The sequence below is a fragment of the Geobacillus kaustophilus genome (assembly GCF_000948285.1).
GTDB lineage: Bacteria > Bacillota > Bacilli > Bacillales > Anoxybacillaceae > Geobacillus > Geobacillus thermoleovorans_A.
In genome coordinates, this window is the sequence record NZ_JYBP01000003.1 from 2,836,173 (window position 1) to 2,849,245 (window position 13,073).

Consider the following 13,073-nt stretch of genomic DNA (forward strand, 5'->3'; position numbering starts at 1 on the left):
CATGGTCAATTGCTGGGGTTGTCGGTTTGCTCTGGAAGCTCGAGGAAATAAAGTCCGTTGCCTCAAGGCTGAGGAGCTGTTTGGAGGCAAACGCTGGGTAAATACCCTCGAGGAGGCTCGTTGTGGTATGTATGAGCCTTTCGTTGGAGACAACTCCAGAGCCCCAGATAAAGAACAAAAGAAAAAGGTAAAAGCCACGTGTCCAGTGTGCAAGGGACACAGACTTATTGAGGTTGTCTTTCTTGATGACAAAGTATATATGACCTGTTACAAGTGCAAAGGAAGGGGGAAAATTGATTTACCATGATGAACTTTATTCAAATTATTGTCCTTGCGATTTGTATATATAACCTTCCAGAGGTGTTTAAAGACTTTTTGAGAACTCTAAAGGGGGTAAAACGATAATGGGAATTGTTTTGGTTATTTTTACTCTACTTTCTTTGTGGTATGTCGGTCTTACGCTTATTGGAGGTTTGATATTCCTCAAGGAGGGAAAAATGGAAGCGAGTGAGCTTCCAGCCCTTGTGGCATTTTGCTACTTGTTCATTTTGCTCTCTGTATTACTTCTCAGAGGATTTGTTCAAATTTATTCTTGACACCTTGGTATTACCATAGTAATATATAGGTAAGACCTACTCCAGAGTGGCTGGTTATGACGTGAGCTCTGACTAGTCACTCTCAGACATCATTATAACATTAAGGAGGTTGATAACTTATGATGGAATGTCCTTGCCCTCGTTGTAATGGAAAACTCCACGAAGAACCTCAAACACTCCCCTATCATATGGTGAATGCAGTCGAAAGTGTAAAAGAAAAGCTGAGTGTTGCGGAGCGTGTCGCTATGATTGCTGACGAGTTACAAGGCAGAGGTGGCTTTGGCAGATATGTCAGCGAGCTCAACAGCATTTACGAAGTCATTGACGACATTGTCAACATGATTATAGACCTACAAAACAAAGCCACTGAACTTGGAGATGACGTGTTAGCCATTGAGCTTGGCAAGATTAGTAAAAAACTTTTCTAGGAGGTTGTTATATGGATAGATTGGACATTCAAAAGTTTAACTTTGTTGAGTTTCTCGGTCGTTACAACCCTAACCCAGAGGAAACTCACACACTTTTCTCTCTCCTCGAGGAGCTTCCAGACATTATTGACGAAGGTGTCTGGATTGCTGGAGGAGCGATAAGAAAACCATACTAGGAGAAGCCTTAAACACTGACATTGACTTTTTCTTTCGCTCTCGAGAGGTATTTGAGTGGTTTAAAAACGAGCTGGTTGCTTTGGGAGCTACACTGGAAGGAAAAACAGACCACCAAGAGACTTACGAATATTACAGCCCTAACCTTGACGAAACTTTCAAGTTACAACTCATAACGATTGACTTTTATGAAAATGTCATTGAGTTGCTTGACAGCTTTGACTTCACTATTTGCCAGTTTGCATATGACGGAGTTGACTTATATTGCGGTAAATACTCTCTATGGGACTTGTCGAGAAAGCGTCTAGCCATTCACAAAATAACCTACGCCATTCCTTCCTTGAGACGGATTATAAAATACTCAAAACAAGGTTTCTATGCTTGCTCTGGCTTCCTCACTGAGTTTCTCAATGAAGTAGTCAACAACCCAGAAACCATAGACGAAGAAATACTCTACATTGACTGAGGAGGGCGATAAAATGGCTAACATTAACGGAAAACAAGTCGAGACTCCAATTATTAAAGTGCTTGATAAAGGATATGTTCGCTTAGAGGCTATTACTGGACGTGACCTCACAACAGTAAACTCAGCTCGTGTGTCTTATGACAAAAAGAGCTATGAGTTTTCTGAGCGAGATAAAAAACTCATTCGCTTCCTTGCAAAACATGGTCATACTTCTCCTTTCCGTCACGCTTTTGTGACCTTTGAAATATATGCTCCTCTAATGGTTGCTCGCCAGTGGTGGAAATACATTGTAGGAAGTGACCACTCTGGTGATGACTTCTTTAGAGACCCATTTACAGCTTGGAACGAAAGCTCGAGACGTTATGTAACTGAAATTCCACAGTTTTATATAGTTCAACCTCATGAATGGAGAAGTGCCCCAGAGAACAAAAAGCAAGGCTCTGGCGAGCCAGTAGACATTAAGCTAGGTCAACAGCTAACAAAGCAATTAATTAACTATGTCAAACTGGGTGAGGACTTATACGAGCAAGCATTACACAATGGGGTTTGCGCTGAGCAAGCTCGTTTATTCCTTGCGGCTTATGGTCTCTATGTTCGCTGGTATTGGTCAGCGTCACTCCAAGGGGTTGCTCATATGCTTAACCAACGACTAGCTCATGACGCTCAAAAAGAGTTTCAAATGTATGCTCGAGCTGTTTATGACCTTGTTATTGAACACTTCCCAGTTTCCATTAACGAGTTGGTGAAAATGGCTGACAAAGCTGAAAAGGAGGGCGAACAATGAAGAATAAAAAAGCTCGCTACAACAACCAACCTCGAAAAATGGTACACACAAACTGGCTCGGCGTGAAAATTCCAGAGAAACGGAAAGGAGAGGGTAAGGTTGCTAAGTTTAGACGAGTTTTTTAAACCCCTTCCTAATATTGCCCTCACAGCTAAAATGAGAGCTGGAAAAGACGAGGTTTACAAAATTATTGAGTCGATGGGCTTTGACGTTGAGCGAGTCGCTTTTGGCGACTTCATGAAGAAACACTTTTTCGAGACCTTTCCAAACATACCAAGAGAGCCAAAGCCAATAGGACTCCTCCAAAAATACGGTCAAAACATGAGAGCTATTTACGAGAATGTCTGGGTTGACAAAGCTATGGGATACATGGAAAGACGCTCCGAGGAACTCTCTCGAGCTGGCTTGAGAGTCCCTACTTTCATTGTAACAGACGTGAGACAACCTAACGAGTATGAAGCTGTTAGAAATGCTGGCTTTGTTGTTGTCCGTATTGAGGCTCCCGAGGAGCTCAGAGTCCAGAGAATGCTCGCTCTGGGAGAGACCGTCTCGCAGGAAATTCTCAACGCTGAGACAGAGCAACACATTGACACTTTCAAGGTTGACTATGTGATTCACAATGATGGCTCTTTAGATGACCTCAAGCGAGAAGTTGTCTCTCTGATTTACAAAATTCAAGAAAAGGGGTTGAGAAAATGATGAACCTTGTTGCCATTGACTTTGAAACGACTGGGTTGAACCCTCGTGAGGACTACCCTATTGAGGTGGGTATTTATAAATATGATGGAGACACAGGAGCAGAAAAAGTTTACTCATTACAAATTAAGCTACCTCAAGGAGTTAGCCTCCCTCCTTTCATTACAGAGCTAACAGGACTCACAGAGGAGGAGCTCAACTCAAAAGGTATGAGCCTCGAGGAGGTAAAAGCCATTCTCGATGACATTCTTGACCCAGAAATTGACGTTGTTGTAGCTCACAACGCAAATTTTGACCTTGGTTTCCTCTGGTACCACTTCAATATTGCCCCTAAGTATTTCTTCTGTACTCGCACTATTGAGTTTCTTACAAACCCTCACCTCGGTTGTTCTCTCAAAAACACTTACGCTCGTTATTATGGCGAGCAGGAACAAACACACAGAGCTCTTGATGATGTAATGATGACTTTAAAAGTGCTCAAAGCTCAAACCGAACGCCATGGGCTGGAAGCTATGATGTTCTTCCTCAATAAGATTGTGCAAACTCCAGAGCGAAACTTGGTCTTTGTCCCAGAGAACGCAACCGTCTTAGACTTTACTCAAAAGTTTGCTCTCAAGGAGGAAAAACAATGAGAATGAGCTTTGACGAGTATTTCTTGAGAATGGCTCTCCTTGCTTCTGAGAGAGCCACTTGTCAACGTCTTAAAGTCGGAGCTGTCATTGTTAAAAACAAAAACGTCCTAGCAACTGGTTACAATGGCTCAGCCAGTGGGGAAGTGCATTGTATTGACGAAGGCTGTCTCATGAGGGACGGTCATTGTATTAGAACAATTCACGCTGAGCAAAACGCCATTCTTCAATGTGCTAAGCATGGAGTCAATGTAAATGGAGCCAGTATATATGTTACTCATTTTCCTTGTTTGCATTGTACGAAAAGCCTTGTGACCGTTGGCATTCGTGAGATTGTCTACCTCAACGATTACAGAAACGATGAATATGCTCTCTACCTCATTGAACGGTCTGGAATAAAACTAAGAAAGGTGACGATATAATGGACAGCGTACAATATAGAAAAGCTATTGAGAGAACTATGAACCCTTCCCTTTCCGAGAAAGAAAAGCTCGCTATGCTGGCTATGGGTATAACTGGAGAAGCTGGCGAGATTGTTGATACACTCAAAAGGGTTATTTTCCATGGACACGAGCTCGACAGAGACGAGCTTATAAAAGAGCTTGGAGATTTAGAATGGTACTTGCAACATTTGAAAAAACATTATAATATTTCAGATGAAATAGTATATATTTCCAACATAATGAAGCTCAATAAGCGTTACCCAAACGGATTCAGCGAGAAAGATAGCATAAATAGAAAGGTATAAATGAAAAGGGAGGACTCAAAAGTGAAAAAGATTGAAAAGCTAAAATTAAAAGCTCAAGAACACCTCGACGATGACGAGGAAGTAATTGCCACTGTCATGGGAGTTTATGAGAGCACAACTCTTGGAGAAAAAGCAATAAGAAATGGCATATTCTTGGCAACAAACAAGCGTATTGTGTTTTATGCAAAGCGTACTTTTGGTTATGACCTCGAGACCTTCCCTTACTCAAATATTAGCTCCATAGAAGTCTCTAAAAAATTCCTTGGACATACAATTACCTTCTATGCTTCTGGAAACAAGGTCTCCATGAAGTGGATTCAACAAGGAGATATTGACACATTTTTAAAATATACAAGAAATGCTATTCAAAAAGTTGTTTAAGCGTGAGCTGGCTCGTATGAGTCAGCTTTTTTATTTTTCTCAAAAGTGAGCGCAGTGCAGGAGTGAGCTACTTTTGGAGTTTAACTTTTTGGTGGATTTCTTGCACAGAGCTACTTGACAAATTCCACTGAGCGCAGTACAGTAAATAGTGTGAAAATTTACTGATATGCGCTCAATAGGGGTCAAACCCTTGAGGCTCTATGGGGCATTAGCTCAGTTGGGAGAGCGTCGTGCTGGCAGCGCGAAGGCCACCGGTTCGAGCCCGGTATGCTCCATTCGCAAAACCCTTGCGCAGCAAGGGTTTTCTTTCAAACAAAGTCGGATGCATATCACAAGTGTTGATTTATCCACTATGCATCAATTTGACTGTGCGCAAGCCTTCCTGCCTTTTCCCTCGAACAAGGACGCCGGTTCTCCAGCTCATCAACACTTCCAATAAACTCCCACATTTTGTTAGTATGATTGGAAAGGATGGAACAATCATGAGTGAGCAGTTGCTCAAACAAATTTTGAATCAGTTTCATCAGCTTAAAGAAAAGCTCGTTCAAGGACTTGACCACCTCAACCAACAGCTCGGCCGCGAGACTCATCAGCTTAACGAAAAGTTTGACCAGCTCAACCAGCGACTTGACCATGAGATCCACCAGCTCAACGGAAAATTTGACCACCTCAACCAACGGCTCGACCGCGAGATTCATCAGCTTAACGAGAGGTTGGATCAAGTGGAAAACAACATGGCGACAAAAGAAGATGTGGCTGACCTTCCTCTCATCAAGCGGGCTGTTCTGGACGCCTCCGATTCCATCAAACGGTTAGAGGAAATTCAAGAAAACCAGCAGCGCATTATCGATTTGCTGTCCGCCCGCTCCATTCAACACGAAGCTGAACTGAAACGGATCAAGTAGGCCCCGCTTCTCGTCCAGCCCGGCTTAGATGTTCATGCCATCCTCACGGAGATGCTCCGTCTGGATGGTCTTTGTATTTTTTCAACCTCTCCTCAAGCTCTCGACGCGCTTGCTCGATGTCAAAATCGTCGTCTTCCGGCTGGCTGTAATCCATCTTCAGCCAATCTGGCACGATCTCGGTGCGGATCGGTTTGCGCATCGTTCTGCCGCCATCGGATGAAGACAGAGATGATCGCTGCTTTAGCCGCTGTTCCCGAAACGCCAACCGTGCGGCGCGCACTTGGTCCACGGTGCGATACCCTTTTTCCGTCCAGCCGCGCAAAATCGTTTCGACGTACACCCACCGCTTTGCGCCGTTTTACACCGCGATTTTCAATGCTTCCAAGACCAGCTCTTCGGACGTCTCGTCCACCCACACGTTGATCTTTTCCCACAAATAATCGCCGATCACCCCAAATCCGTTCTCCTCATAGAAGCGAACGATCTCCTTGTATGTGCGCACGCGCGCGTCTTCTTCGTCTTCTTTTTTCATCTCTGACGTCATCTCTGAAGTATTCTCTGGTATGGATGTGGTCAAATTGAGCGGCTCGACTGGCCAGTTTGAACAGCTGGACTGCTCATTTTGAACAGATGGATCGGCGATGCCGCCCGTCGTCTGCTCATGTTGAACCGTCGAAACCCCATCTTGAACCATCAAAGCGCCATCTTGAAGCATCGAAACGTCATCTTGAACGATCGTCTGTTCATCTTGCCCGACCAGCGTTTCTTGCGTCCATTCAGCCAGTTTGTCATAGTTGATCCGATACCATTTCGTTTTGTCGATCTTAGAACGGTTGAAATTCGCCGCGACGATGATCCCCATTTTTTCCATTTTAAGAATGATCCGGCGAATCGTGCTTTCCGACCAGAACGGAAATTGTTGCTGCCAGTCTGCATACGTGTTGTACACCCACTTATAGCCGTCATGGATGTTTTCACTTTTCTCGAGCCAGTAATGCAGCTGCTGCACGACGATGCTTTCGTTCAACCCGATCGCCATAGCCAGTTTGGGCAAAACGATCAGCAGTTGATCATCCAAAAGCAAGGCGGCCATGCCATCCTCTCTCCCTCCTCCAACATCCTCTATCGAGGAAATAGTTCCTCATCGTTTCACTTTTTTGATAAACTTTATCGTGAACGAAAGCAAACGGCCTAAGAACGCGATAACCGCCATGTAGACTTCATTTCGCATGGAAAAACAGCAAAAATCGGCATAAAATGCGCGACGATGCGTTGAAAACCATCATCGCGGCTGCTTCGTTCTTGTTTGAGAGGGACGGTGTGCGAGGACGAAACGCTTTTTCGAGTGGAGGGATCGTTTTTGACACGAATGGTCATGCTCTTGTTTTGTTTGCTGTTGATGTTCCCAATTTCCGCTTTTGCCCACCCTGGCGAGCTTGATGAGTTGGGCGGGCACTTTCGGAACGGCGACTGCGTGTATTTGCTCCATGAGCCGACTGCGCTGGCGAAGCAGGCGAAAACGAAACAAGAGCTTGTCCGGCTTATTCAGCAATACAACGGCAATGAGAAGTGCAAGCGCAATCTCACCCCAGACCGAATTGACCTGGACGGCCATACGCTGGGGAAGAAGGAAGATCGTTCTACGTTGCGCCTTGGCCGCACCTACCCGGCTGAGCTTGTCGAGTGCATCGACGGCGATACGGCGAAATTCCGCGTAAACGGGCACGTGTATACGACGCGATTTTTGTTTATCGATACGCCGGAGAGCACGATCCAAGTCGAACCGTATGGGAAAGAAGCGAGCCGGTTTACGTGTTCCCGCCTCCATCAAGGGAACATTACGCTTGAGACCGACGGAGACACGTTGTTTGATAAATATCAACGGCTGCTCGCCTGGGTGTGGGTCGGCAAGCGCCTGCTGCAAGAAGACCTCGCCAAAGCCGGGCTTGTTGAGGACTTTTACGATTATGGCACATACAAATACGAAGCACGCGTCCGCAAGGCGTACGAGGAGGCGAAACGAACCGGAGCGGGCATGTACGGCAGGCACGCCGCTGGAGAGAGGGAGGGGGCAGGGACGGAAATGCGGCCGCAGACTGGGGAAAAGACGGCCAAGACCGATCACCCGCCGGCTTTGGAGAACAAAACGCCGCCCGAACGATCCGGCCGTTCGGTTCTTTATACGCTGCTTGGCTTAGCGGCGGCCGCCGCGCTCTATTGGCTCATCCGCCAATTGAAATGATCAACGGCCGGTGATGGAACGAATATCGGGCTTTGCAACAATGTTTTTCAAATTGAGAAACCTTGCAGCGCCACAGTTTCATCCCTTGCGATTTCTCGCAAATCGAGCGAATCAGCCTTCTGGCGAAAAGAAAAAGCCTGTCCCCATCAGGCAGGCCTTTTCTTCAACGCTTTCACCTCGTTTTCTTTCTCCCTCATTGCCTCGGCAGCAGCTCTTCAATGCCATCCGCGCCGCTTTCCATCCGCGCCGGCGCCGAATCGAGCCGCCGAAATCCGTACTTCTCGAGGCGCATGATTTGTTCATCGGTCAAGTCGGCGTATGCGACAACGGACGGCGTGCCGGACGATTTGTAAATCAAATTGCCGGTCACCGGGCATTGAAACGCGTCAGCGACAAATCCTTCCCCGTCTTGGATCGTAAACAGCCGAATCGGCATGACGTTCATATCCTTCCCTCTTTCCGTTCATCCTCATTACTTATGACTTCCCCGCCTCCCCCCATTCTATACAAGCCGTTTGCCGACAATGACCAAATCGCGTTCTACGCCGTCCAATTCCGCCACGCGCGGGAAATAGCCCCACCGTTCAAATCCGAAGCGGGAGAAAAGCCGCAAACTCGGTTCGTTATGGGCAAAAATAAAGCCGAGCAGCGTCTTGATCCCAAGCGACGGCGCTTGATCGACCGCCCGCTCGAGCAGCTTCGTCCCAAGCCCCCGGCCGCGGTGCGTTTCCGCGATATAAATGCTCACCTCCGCCGTATGGCGGTACGCCGGGCGGCCGTAAAACGACTGAAAGCTGAGCCAAGCGCAAACCGCGCCGTCGTCCTCGACGACCCAAAGCGGGCGATGGTGCGGATTATGGGCCTCAAACCACGCCCGCCGGCTTTCGACCGACACCGGCTCCAAGTCCGCCGTCACCATCCGGCTTGGGATCGTTTCATTATAAATGCGGACGATGTGCGGCAAATCTGCCGCGGCCGCATCGCGGATCAAAAACGATTCCATTGTGCATCCCCCCACCTTTATTCGTTTCTATAAGCAGGAAAAGCGGGAGTATAATCATAACGTATGTACAGACAAAGGAAGGGGAAAAGACATGAAACGCCAGCTTGTCGTGTATCTTGTGCCGCTCGCCGCGTTTCTCGGCCCGTTTACGCAAACGATTTACACTCCTATTTTACCAGAAGTGCGAGAGGCGTTTGCGGCTTCTTCGTTTCTCATCTTTCAATGCTACATGGGAATAGCGTTCGGTCCGATGGCCGGCAGCATGCTGTTTGCCGCCGGCGGCTACCGTCTCGCCTATGCGGTCGATGACTTGCTTTTTCTCGCCTGCTCCTTGTTATTGGCTGTGCGCATCGCCCAGGCGTACAAGCAATCCCCTTCCGCCTGACGGGAAGGGGGCATCGCCTAAAAAAGAAGGCGTCCCCCAAGGATCAGGACACCTTTTCGAATTATCGGATATACGCATAAAATCACTGCCGGGACACGTTTTTGTTATGTTGAACGGAAACCCGCCTTTTGCGACAGCCTCTTTTATCTTCCATTCTGCGCAGACCGCGGTCCAAACATCAGTGGGGGTTCACCGTTGGGACGACGGGCCCGCCTGCCAAAAACCAGTGAATGCACCGGTGTTCGCAGGCATCTCCACCTTCAAATTCCGTTATGGATTCGTTTCATCCCGCTCTTCCGTCAATTCCGAAACCGGCACATCCCGGCGCTCACCAGTCCGCCCGTCGCGCAAATGGACGGTCGCCGTCTGCTTTTCCTCATCATACCCGTCAATCCATACCGACACGCCGTTGTAATACACCGGAATATCGGCAGGGGAAGAAACGATTTGTTTGACACGGTTCATATCCATGACCACTGTCCCCTTTCTGTGATGTTCCGTTTCCTAGTATGGAAAAAAACAGGAATGTTTATGCAAAAACGGCTCACACTAAAAAAGACAAAAGCAAAAGAGAGGTGGACGATGAAAACAAGGAACGTGCTGTTATCATATTGGCGCTGGCCGCCCGTGCTTCGTCTGTTTGTCTCGGCGAGCGCGTTGATCATGCTGTTTGGCGCGCTCATGCGCTTCATTGAACCCGAGACGTTCCGCACGGTGTTCGACGGCGTGTGGTGGGCGATTGTGACGTCGGCGACAATCGGCTACGGCGACATCGCCCCGAAAACGGTCGCTGGAAAACTCGTTGCCATTGGGCTCATCGTCCTTGGCACCGGCATCCTCACCGCTTATTTCGCTTCCGTCTCCGCCGCGGCTGCCGCCCGGGAAACCGCCTTTACAAGCGGACAGCTCCGGTATACAGAACGCGGCCATGCGGTGATCGTCGGCTGGAACGAGCGGGCGCGTGAGGTGCTGCTCCGTCTCGCGCGGCACGACGCCTCCATGCGCTTCGTTCTCATCGACGCCACCGTTCCGTCCCACCCGCTTCTGAACGCGCCGGTTCATTTCATTAAAGGAACGGCAAGCGACGATGCGGTGCTCGAGAAGGCCAATATTCAAGAAGCGCGTTTTTTGCTCATCACCGCTGATCCGCATAAAGCGGAAGCGGAAGCCGATAAAGATACAATTGTGACGCTGCTTGCCGCCAAAAGCCTCAACCCGTCGGTGTATGCCATCGTGGAAATCCTAACGGGCCGAAACGTCCAGAACGCCTTCCGCGCCGGGGCGGATGAGGTGATTCAGACAAACTTGCTGGCGAGTTTCGCCATGGCCGCCAGCCTTCGCTCGCCGGGCGCCGCCAGCGTGTGGGAGACGGCGCTTTACCGCCTGGATGGACAGACGTTCTGCCTTCTTGAGCCAGACGAACAGCAAATCGGCCAGCCATTCACCGCCGTTCAACAGCAGCTGCTCAAGCAAAACGTGACGCTGCTTGGCGTCATCCACGGAGATCACGGAGCGATTTCCGTTGCACCGGACCGCCCGATTCAACAAAGCGACCGCCTGTTCGTGCTTGCCCCTTAATCGAGCAGGCGGCGCTCCAGTTCTTGGACAAGCGCCTTTCCGACGGAAATGTATCGCTCGGGTACGGTCGCATCCGGGTCTTGCGGCTCGGCAAACTGATTGAATGAGGCGCTGATGTTGCCGACATCGGCGAAATCGTCGATGCCCCGTTGGTATTTATGCGCAAGCAAAAACGGCCGCCCAAGCTCCACCGTCGTTCCGTGCGAATCAAGCTGCCCGTCGACCGCCCGAAACGGCACGCGCAAAAACTGGTAGCCCACGTCATCGGCGATTTTGTAGTCGAAATAGCCGTGATCGTAGTCCCACCCGCCGCCGATCGTGTACCCGAGCGGCTTCAGCTGCTCTTCCAAATGATAAAGCTGGAACTGTTTTCCTTCTAATCGGGATGGAATTTCAATCATGGACAATCCCTCCTTTCTTTTTATCGTTTCCTGTTTAGCGGCAATTATGACGAGATGGAAAACAAAGCGGTCAAGAAAACATTGACGATCCCCAAATGGTTAAATGATGCGGCAGAGTCAGAAGGAATTAACTTTTCACAGCTTCTGCAAAAGGCCTGCCAAGAACGCCTGGGAATGGTGAAAAAGGGTGAACGAGACGCAAAACGTTAAGACGAAAAAGCCTCTTCCTCCGCAAAGGTGGAAGAGGCTTTCTTTTCCTTGTTATTTCAACCGTTTCTCCAGCTCTTCTTTCAACTGTTCGTACCCCGGTTTGCCCAACAGCGCAAACATGTTTTTCTTGTATGCTTCCACTCCCGGCTGGTCAAATGGATTCACCCCAAGCAAGTAGCCGCTCATGGCGCATGCTTTTTCAAAGAAGTAGACGAGGCAGCCGAACGTATATTCATCGAGCTTCGGCAACGTGATGACCAAGTTCGGCACGCCGCCGTCCGTATGGGCGAGCAGCGTCCCTTCGAACGCTTTCGTGTTGACGAAATCAACCGTTTTTCCGGCCAAATAGTTCAGTCCGTCAAGGTCGTTTTCTTCGGCTTCAATGATCAGCTCATGGCGCGGTTCTTCCAGCTTCAACACCGTTTCAAACAAATCGCGGCGCCCTTCTTGAATGTATTGGCCGAGCGAATGCAAATCGGTCGAGAAATCGGCGGAAGCCGGGTAAATGCCTTTTTGATCCTTTCCTTCGCTTTCGCCGAACAGCTGCTTCCACCATTCGGCGAAATAGTGCAGCGCCGGTTCATAGTTGACGAGCAGCTCGATCGTTTTCCCTTTGTTGTACAAAATGTTGCGGATGGCGGCATATTGGTAAGCGGCGTTTTCCTCAAGCTCCGAGGAGCTGAAATCGTCGCGCGCTTTGGCCGCTCCTTCCATCATGGCGTCAATATTCGCGCCGCTTGCGGCAATCGGCAGCAGCCCGACCGCCGTCAGCACCGAGTAGCGGCCGCCGATGTCATCCGGAATGACAAACGTCTCGTACCCTTCCTCATCGGCGAGCGTCCGAAGCGCGCCGCGCTTGCTGTCGGTCGTCGCGTAAATGCGGCGGCGCGCTTTCTCTTTGCCGTATTTCTGCTCAAGCAGCTTGCGGAAAATGCGGAAGGCGATCGCCGGCTCGGTCGTCGTCCCCGATTTGGAAATGACGTTGATCGAGAAGTCTTTCCCTTCCAAGAAATCGATGACGTCTTTCATATACGTCGAGCTGATGTTGTTGCCGACAAACACGATTTGCGGCGTTTTCCGCTTTTCTTTCGGCAAGGCGTTGTAAAACGAATGGTGCAGCATCTCGATCGCCGCCCGCGCGCCGAGGTATGAGCCGCCGATGCCAATGACCAGAAGGACGTCTGAGTCCGATTGGATTTTTTTCGCCGCCTCCTTGATGCGCGCGAATTCTTCTTTGTCATAGTCGACCGGCCAGTCAAGCCAGCCTAAAAAGTCGCTCCCCACGCCGGTTTTTTCATGAAGCGAATGGTGCGCGACTTTCACCGCATCGCGCAAGTATGTAAGTTCATGTTCGCCAAAAAAGGCGAGCGCTTTGGAATAGTCAAAACGAATGTGGGTCATCGATGTCCGCCTCCCCTTCAAGAATCATTGCCTTCTTTCACTTTAG

The 13,073-nt window shown here is 49.0% G+C and carries 20 protein-coding genes, 1 tRNA gene and 1 pseudogene; 16 read left to right on the forward strand and 6 right to left on the reverse strand.

Annotated features, from left to right (window positions below; translation table 11 throughout):
* Position 1 precedes the first annotated feature (1 nt).
* The 12 genes from LG52_RS14615 to LG52_RS20655 all read left to right on the forward strand — a co-directional run bounded on the left by LG52_RS14615 (position 2) and on the right by LG52_RS20655 (position 5,807).
* On the forward strand, positions 2–307 hold the full coding sequence (locus tag LG52_RS14615; protein WP_044732480.1) for a hypothetical protein: 306 nt from the start codon (positions 2–4) through the stop codon (positions 305–307).
* Positions 308–404: 97 nt separating this feature from the next.
* Positions 405–596 (forward strand): hypothetical protein, encoded by a 192-nt coding sequence (locus LG52_RS14620; RefSeq protein WP_044732481.1) that lies wholly within the window; start codon positions 405–407, stop codon positions 594–596.
* A 119-nt stretch (positions 597–715) separates the two neighbouring features.
* Positions 716–1,024, forward strand: a complete 309-nt coding sequence (locus tag LG52_RS14625; protein ID WP_044732482.1) for a hypothetical protein — start codon at positions 716–718, stop codon at positions 1,022–1,024.
* 11 nt (positions 1,025–1,035) lie between these two features.
* Positions 1,036–1,200 (forward strand): hypothetical protein, encoded by a 165-nt coding sequence (locus tag LG52_RS19920; protein ID WP_156135646.1) that lies wholly within the window; start codon positions 1,036–1,038, stop codon positions 1,198–1,200.
* 477 nt (positions 1,201–1,677) lie between these two features.
* Positions 1,678–2,448 (forward strand): FAD-dependent thymidylate synthase, encoded by a 771-nt coding sequence (locus tag LG52_RS14635; protein WP_044732484.1) that lies wholly within the window; start codon positions 1,678–1,680, stop codon positions 2,446–2,448.
* Positions 2,449–2,547: 99 nt separating this feature from the next.
* Complete coding sequence (locus LG52_RS14640; RefSeq protein ID WP_052524534.1) at positions 2,548–3,147, forward strand: hypothetical protein; 600 nt, start codon at positions 2,548–2,550, stop codon at positions 3,145–3,147.
* Positions 3,144–3,776: a 3'-5' exonuclease gene (locus LG52_RS18525; protein ID WP_052524536.1), complete on the forward strand. Its 633-nt coding sequence runs from the start codon at positions 3,144–3,146 to the stop codon at positions 3,774–3,776. Before LG52_RS14640 ends, LG52_RS18525 begins: the two co-directional genes overlap by 4 nt.
* The gene (locus LG52_RS14655) at positions 3,773–4,195 is read left to right on the forward strand and encodes a deoxycytidylate deaminase (RefSeq protein ID WP_044732485.1); all 423 of its coding nucleotides are present in this window, start codon (positions 3,773–3,775) and stop codon (positions 4,193–4,195) included. The genes LG52_RS18525 and LG52_RS14655 overlap by 4 nt, the downstream gene beginning before the upstream one ends.
* Positions 4,195–4,521, forward strand: coding sequence for a nucleoside triphosphate pyrophosphohydrolase family protein (locus LG52_RS14660; RefSeq protein WP_044732486.1), 327 nt, complete (start codon positions 4,195–4,197; stop codon positions 4,519–4,521). Before LG52_RS14655 ends, LG52_RS14660 begins: the two co-directional genes overlap by 1 nt.
* A gap of 21 nt (positions 4,522–4,542) precedes the next feature.
* A complete protein-coding gene (locus tag LG52_RS14665) occupies positions 4,543–4,902 on the forward strand; it encodes a PH domain-containing protein (RefSeq protein ID WP_197074553.1) in 360 nt (119 codons plus the stop codon).
* A 202-nt stretch (positions 4,903–5,104) separates the two neighbouring features.
* Positions 5,105–5,177, forward strand: a tRNA-Ala gene (locus LG52_RS14670).
* Positions 5,178–5,384: 207 nt separating this feature from the next.
* A complete protein-coding gene (locus LG52_RS20655) occupies positions 5,385–5,807 on the forward strand; it encodes a hypothetical protein (RefSeq protein WP_052524538.1) in 423 nt (140 codons plus the stop codon).
* A gap of 43 nt (positions 5,808–5,850) precedes the next feature.
* On the opposite strand, the pseudogene LG52_RS14680 reads toward LG52_RS20655, so the two are convergent.
* Positions 5,851–6,900: pseudogene (locus tag LG52_RS14680) on the reverse strand (DnaD domain-containing protein).
* Between the two features lie 267 nt (positions 6,901–7,167).
* Here LG52_RS14680 and LG52_RS14685 point away from each other — a divergent pair.
* Positions 7,168–8,049, forward strand: a complete 882-nt coding sequence (locus tag LG52_RS14685) for a thermonuclease family protein (RefSeq protein ID WP_044733293.1) — start codon at positions 7,168–7,170, stop codon at positions 8,047–8,049.
* Between the two features lie 193 nt (positions 8,050–8,242).
* Here LG52_RS14685 and LG52_RS14690 read toward each other — a convergent pair whose 3' ends face one another.
* Entirely contained in the window at positions 8,243–8,494 is a 252-nt protein-coding gene (locus LG52_RS14690; RefSeq protein WP_044732487.1) for a hypothetical protein, read from the reverse strand.
* Positions 8,495–8,551: 57 nt separating this feature from the next.
* A complete protein-coding gene (locus LG52_RS14695; RefSeq protein ID WP_082055756.1) occupies positions 8,552–9,052 on the reverse strand; it encodes a GNAT family N-acetyltransferase in 501 nt (166 codons plus the stop codon).
* Positions 9,053–9,143: 91 nt separating this feature from the next.
* On the opposite strand from LG52_RS14695, the gene LG52_RS20660 reads away from it, so the two are divergent.
* Positions 9,144–9,437: a hypothetical protein gene (locus LG52_RS20660; protein WP_044732488.1), complete on the forward strand. Its 294-nt coding sequence runs from the start codon at positions 9,144–9,146 to the stop codon at positions 9,435–9,437.
* Between the two features lie 270 nt (positions 9,438–9,707).
* Here the strand turns inward: LG52_RS20660 and LG52_RS14705 are convergent, their stop codons facing one another.
* On the reverse strand, positions 9,708–9,908 hold the full coding sequence (locus LG52_RS14705) for an H-type small acid-soluble spore protein (RefSeq protein WP_044732489.1): 201 nt from the start codon (positions 9,906–9,908) through the stop codon (positions 9,708–9,710).
* 111 nt (positions 9,909–10,019) lie between these two features.
* On the opposite strand from LG52_RS14705, the gene LG52_RS14710 reads away from it, so the two are divergent.
* Positions 10,020–11,015 (forward strand): potassium channel family protein, encoded by a 996-nt coding sequence (locus LG52_RS14710; RefSeq protein WP_044733295.1) that lies wholly within the window; start codon positions 10,020–10,022, stop codon positions 11,013–11,015.
* On the opposite strand, the gene LG52_RS14715 is transcribed toward LG52_RS14710, so the two are convergent.
* Positions 11,012–11,416, reverse strand: coding sequence for a YugN-like family protein (locus LG52_RS14715; protein WP_044732490.1), 405 nt, complete (start codon positions 11,414–11,416; stop codon positions 11,012–11,014). The two genes, LG52_RS14710 and LG52_RS14715, sit on opposite strands and share 4 nt — an antisense overlap.
* Before the next feature lie 54 nt (positions 11,417–11,470).
* On the opposite strand from LG52_RS14715, the gene LG52_RS19930 reads away from it, so the two are divergent.
* Positions 11,471–11,626, forward strand: coding sequence for a hypothetical protein (locus LG52_RS19930; protein WP_156133435.1), 156 nt, complete (start codon positions 11,471–11,473; stop codon positions 11,624–11,626).
* A 51-nt stretch (positions 11,627–11,677) separates the two neighbouring features.
* On the opposite strand, the gene LG52_RS14720 is transcribed toward LG52_RS19930, so the two are convergent.
* On the reverse strand, positions 11,678–13,027 hold the full coding sequence (locus LG52_RS14720; RefSeq protein ID WP_044732491.1) for a glucose-6-phosphate isomerase: 1,350 nt from the start codon (positions 13,025–13,027) through the stop codon (positions 11,678–11,680).
* Positions 13,028–13,073: the final 46 nt, after the last annotated feature.

Bases quoted from the DNA above. Each gene is read 5' to 3' on its own strand.
- LG52_RS14620 (WP_044732481.1), top strand. From the start codon at position 405: ATGGGAATTGTTTTGGTTATTTTTACTCTACTTTCTTTGTGGTATGTC.
- LG52_RS19920 (WP_156135646.1), top strand. From the start codon at position 1,036: ATGGATAGATTGGACATTCAAAAGTTTAACTTTGTTGAGTTTCTCGGT.
- LG52_RS14715 (WP_044732490.1), bottom strand. From the start codon at position 11,416: ATGATTGAAATTCCATCCCGATTAGAAGGAAAACAGTTCCAGCTTTAT.
- LG52_RS14695 (WP_082055756.1), bottom strand. From the start codon at position 9,052: ATGGAATCGTTTTTGATCCGCGATGCGGCCGCGGCAGATTTGCCGCAC.
- LG52_RS14660 (WP_044732486.1), top strand. From the start codon at position 4,195: ATGGACAGCGTACAATATAGAAAAGCTATTGAGAGAACTATGAACCCT.
- LG52_RS20655 (WP_052524538.1), top strand. From the start codon at position 5,385: ATGAGTGAGCAGTTGCTCAAACAAATTTTGAATCAGTTTCATCAGCTT.
- LG52_RS14635 (WP_044732484.1), top strand. From the start codon at position 1,678: ATGGCTAACATTAACGGAAAACAAGTCGAGACTCCAATTATTAAAGTG.
- LG52_RS14625 (WP_044732482.1), top strand. From the start codon at position 716: ATGATGGAATGTCCTTGCCCTCGTTGTAATGGAAAACTCCACGAAGAA.
- LG52_RS20660 (WP_044732488.1), top strand. From the start codon at position 9,144: ATGAAACGCCAGCTTGTCGTGTATCTTGTGCCGCTCGCCGCGTTTCTC.
- LG52_RS19930 (WP_156133435.1), top strand. From the start codon at position 11,471: ATGGAAAACAAAGCGGTCAAGAAAACATTGACGATCCCCAAATGGTTA.
- LG52_RS14720 (WP_044732491.1), bottom strand. From the start codon at position 13,027: ATGACCCACATTCGTTTTGACTATTCCAAAGCGCTCGCCTTTTTTGGC.
- LG52_RS14615 (WP_044732480.1), top strand. From the start codon at position 2: ATGGTCAATTGCTGGGGTTGTCGGTTTGCTCTGGAAGCTCGAGGAAAT.
- LG52_RS18525 (WP_052524536.1), top strand. From the start codon at position 3,144: ATGATGAACCTTGTTGCCATTGACTTTGAAACGACTGGGTTGAACCCT.
- LG52_RS14655 (WP_044732485.1), top strand. From the start codon at position 3,773: ATGAGAATGAGCTTTGACGAGTATTTCTTGAGAATGGCTCTCCTTGCT.
- LG52_RS14710 (WP_044733295.1), top strand. From the start codon at position 10,020: ATGAAAACAAGGAACGTGCTGTTATCATATTGGCGCTGGCCGCCCGTG.
- LG52_RS14705 (WP_044732489.1), bottom strand. From the start codon at position 9,908: ATGGATATGAACCGTGTCAAACAAATCGTTTCTTCCCCTGCCGATATT.
- LG52_RS14690 (WP_044732487.1), bottom strand. From the start codon at position 8,494: ATGAACGTCATGCCGATTCGGCTGTTTACGATCCAAGACGGGGAAGGA.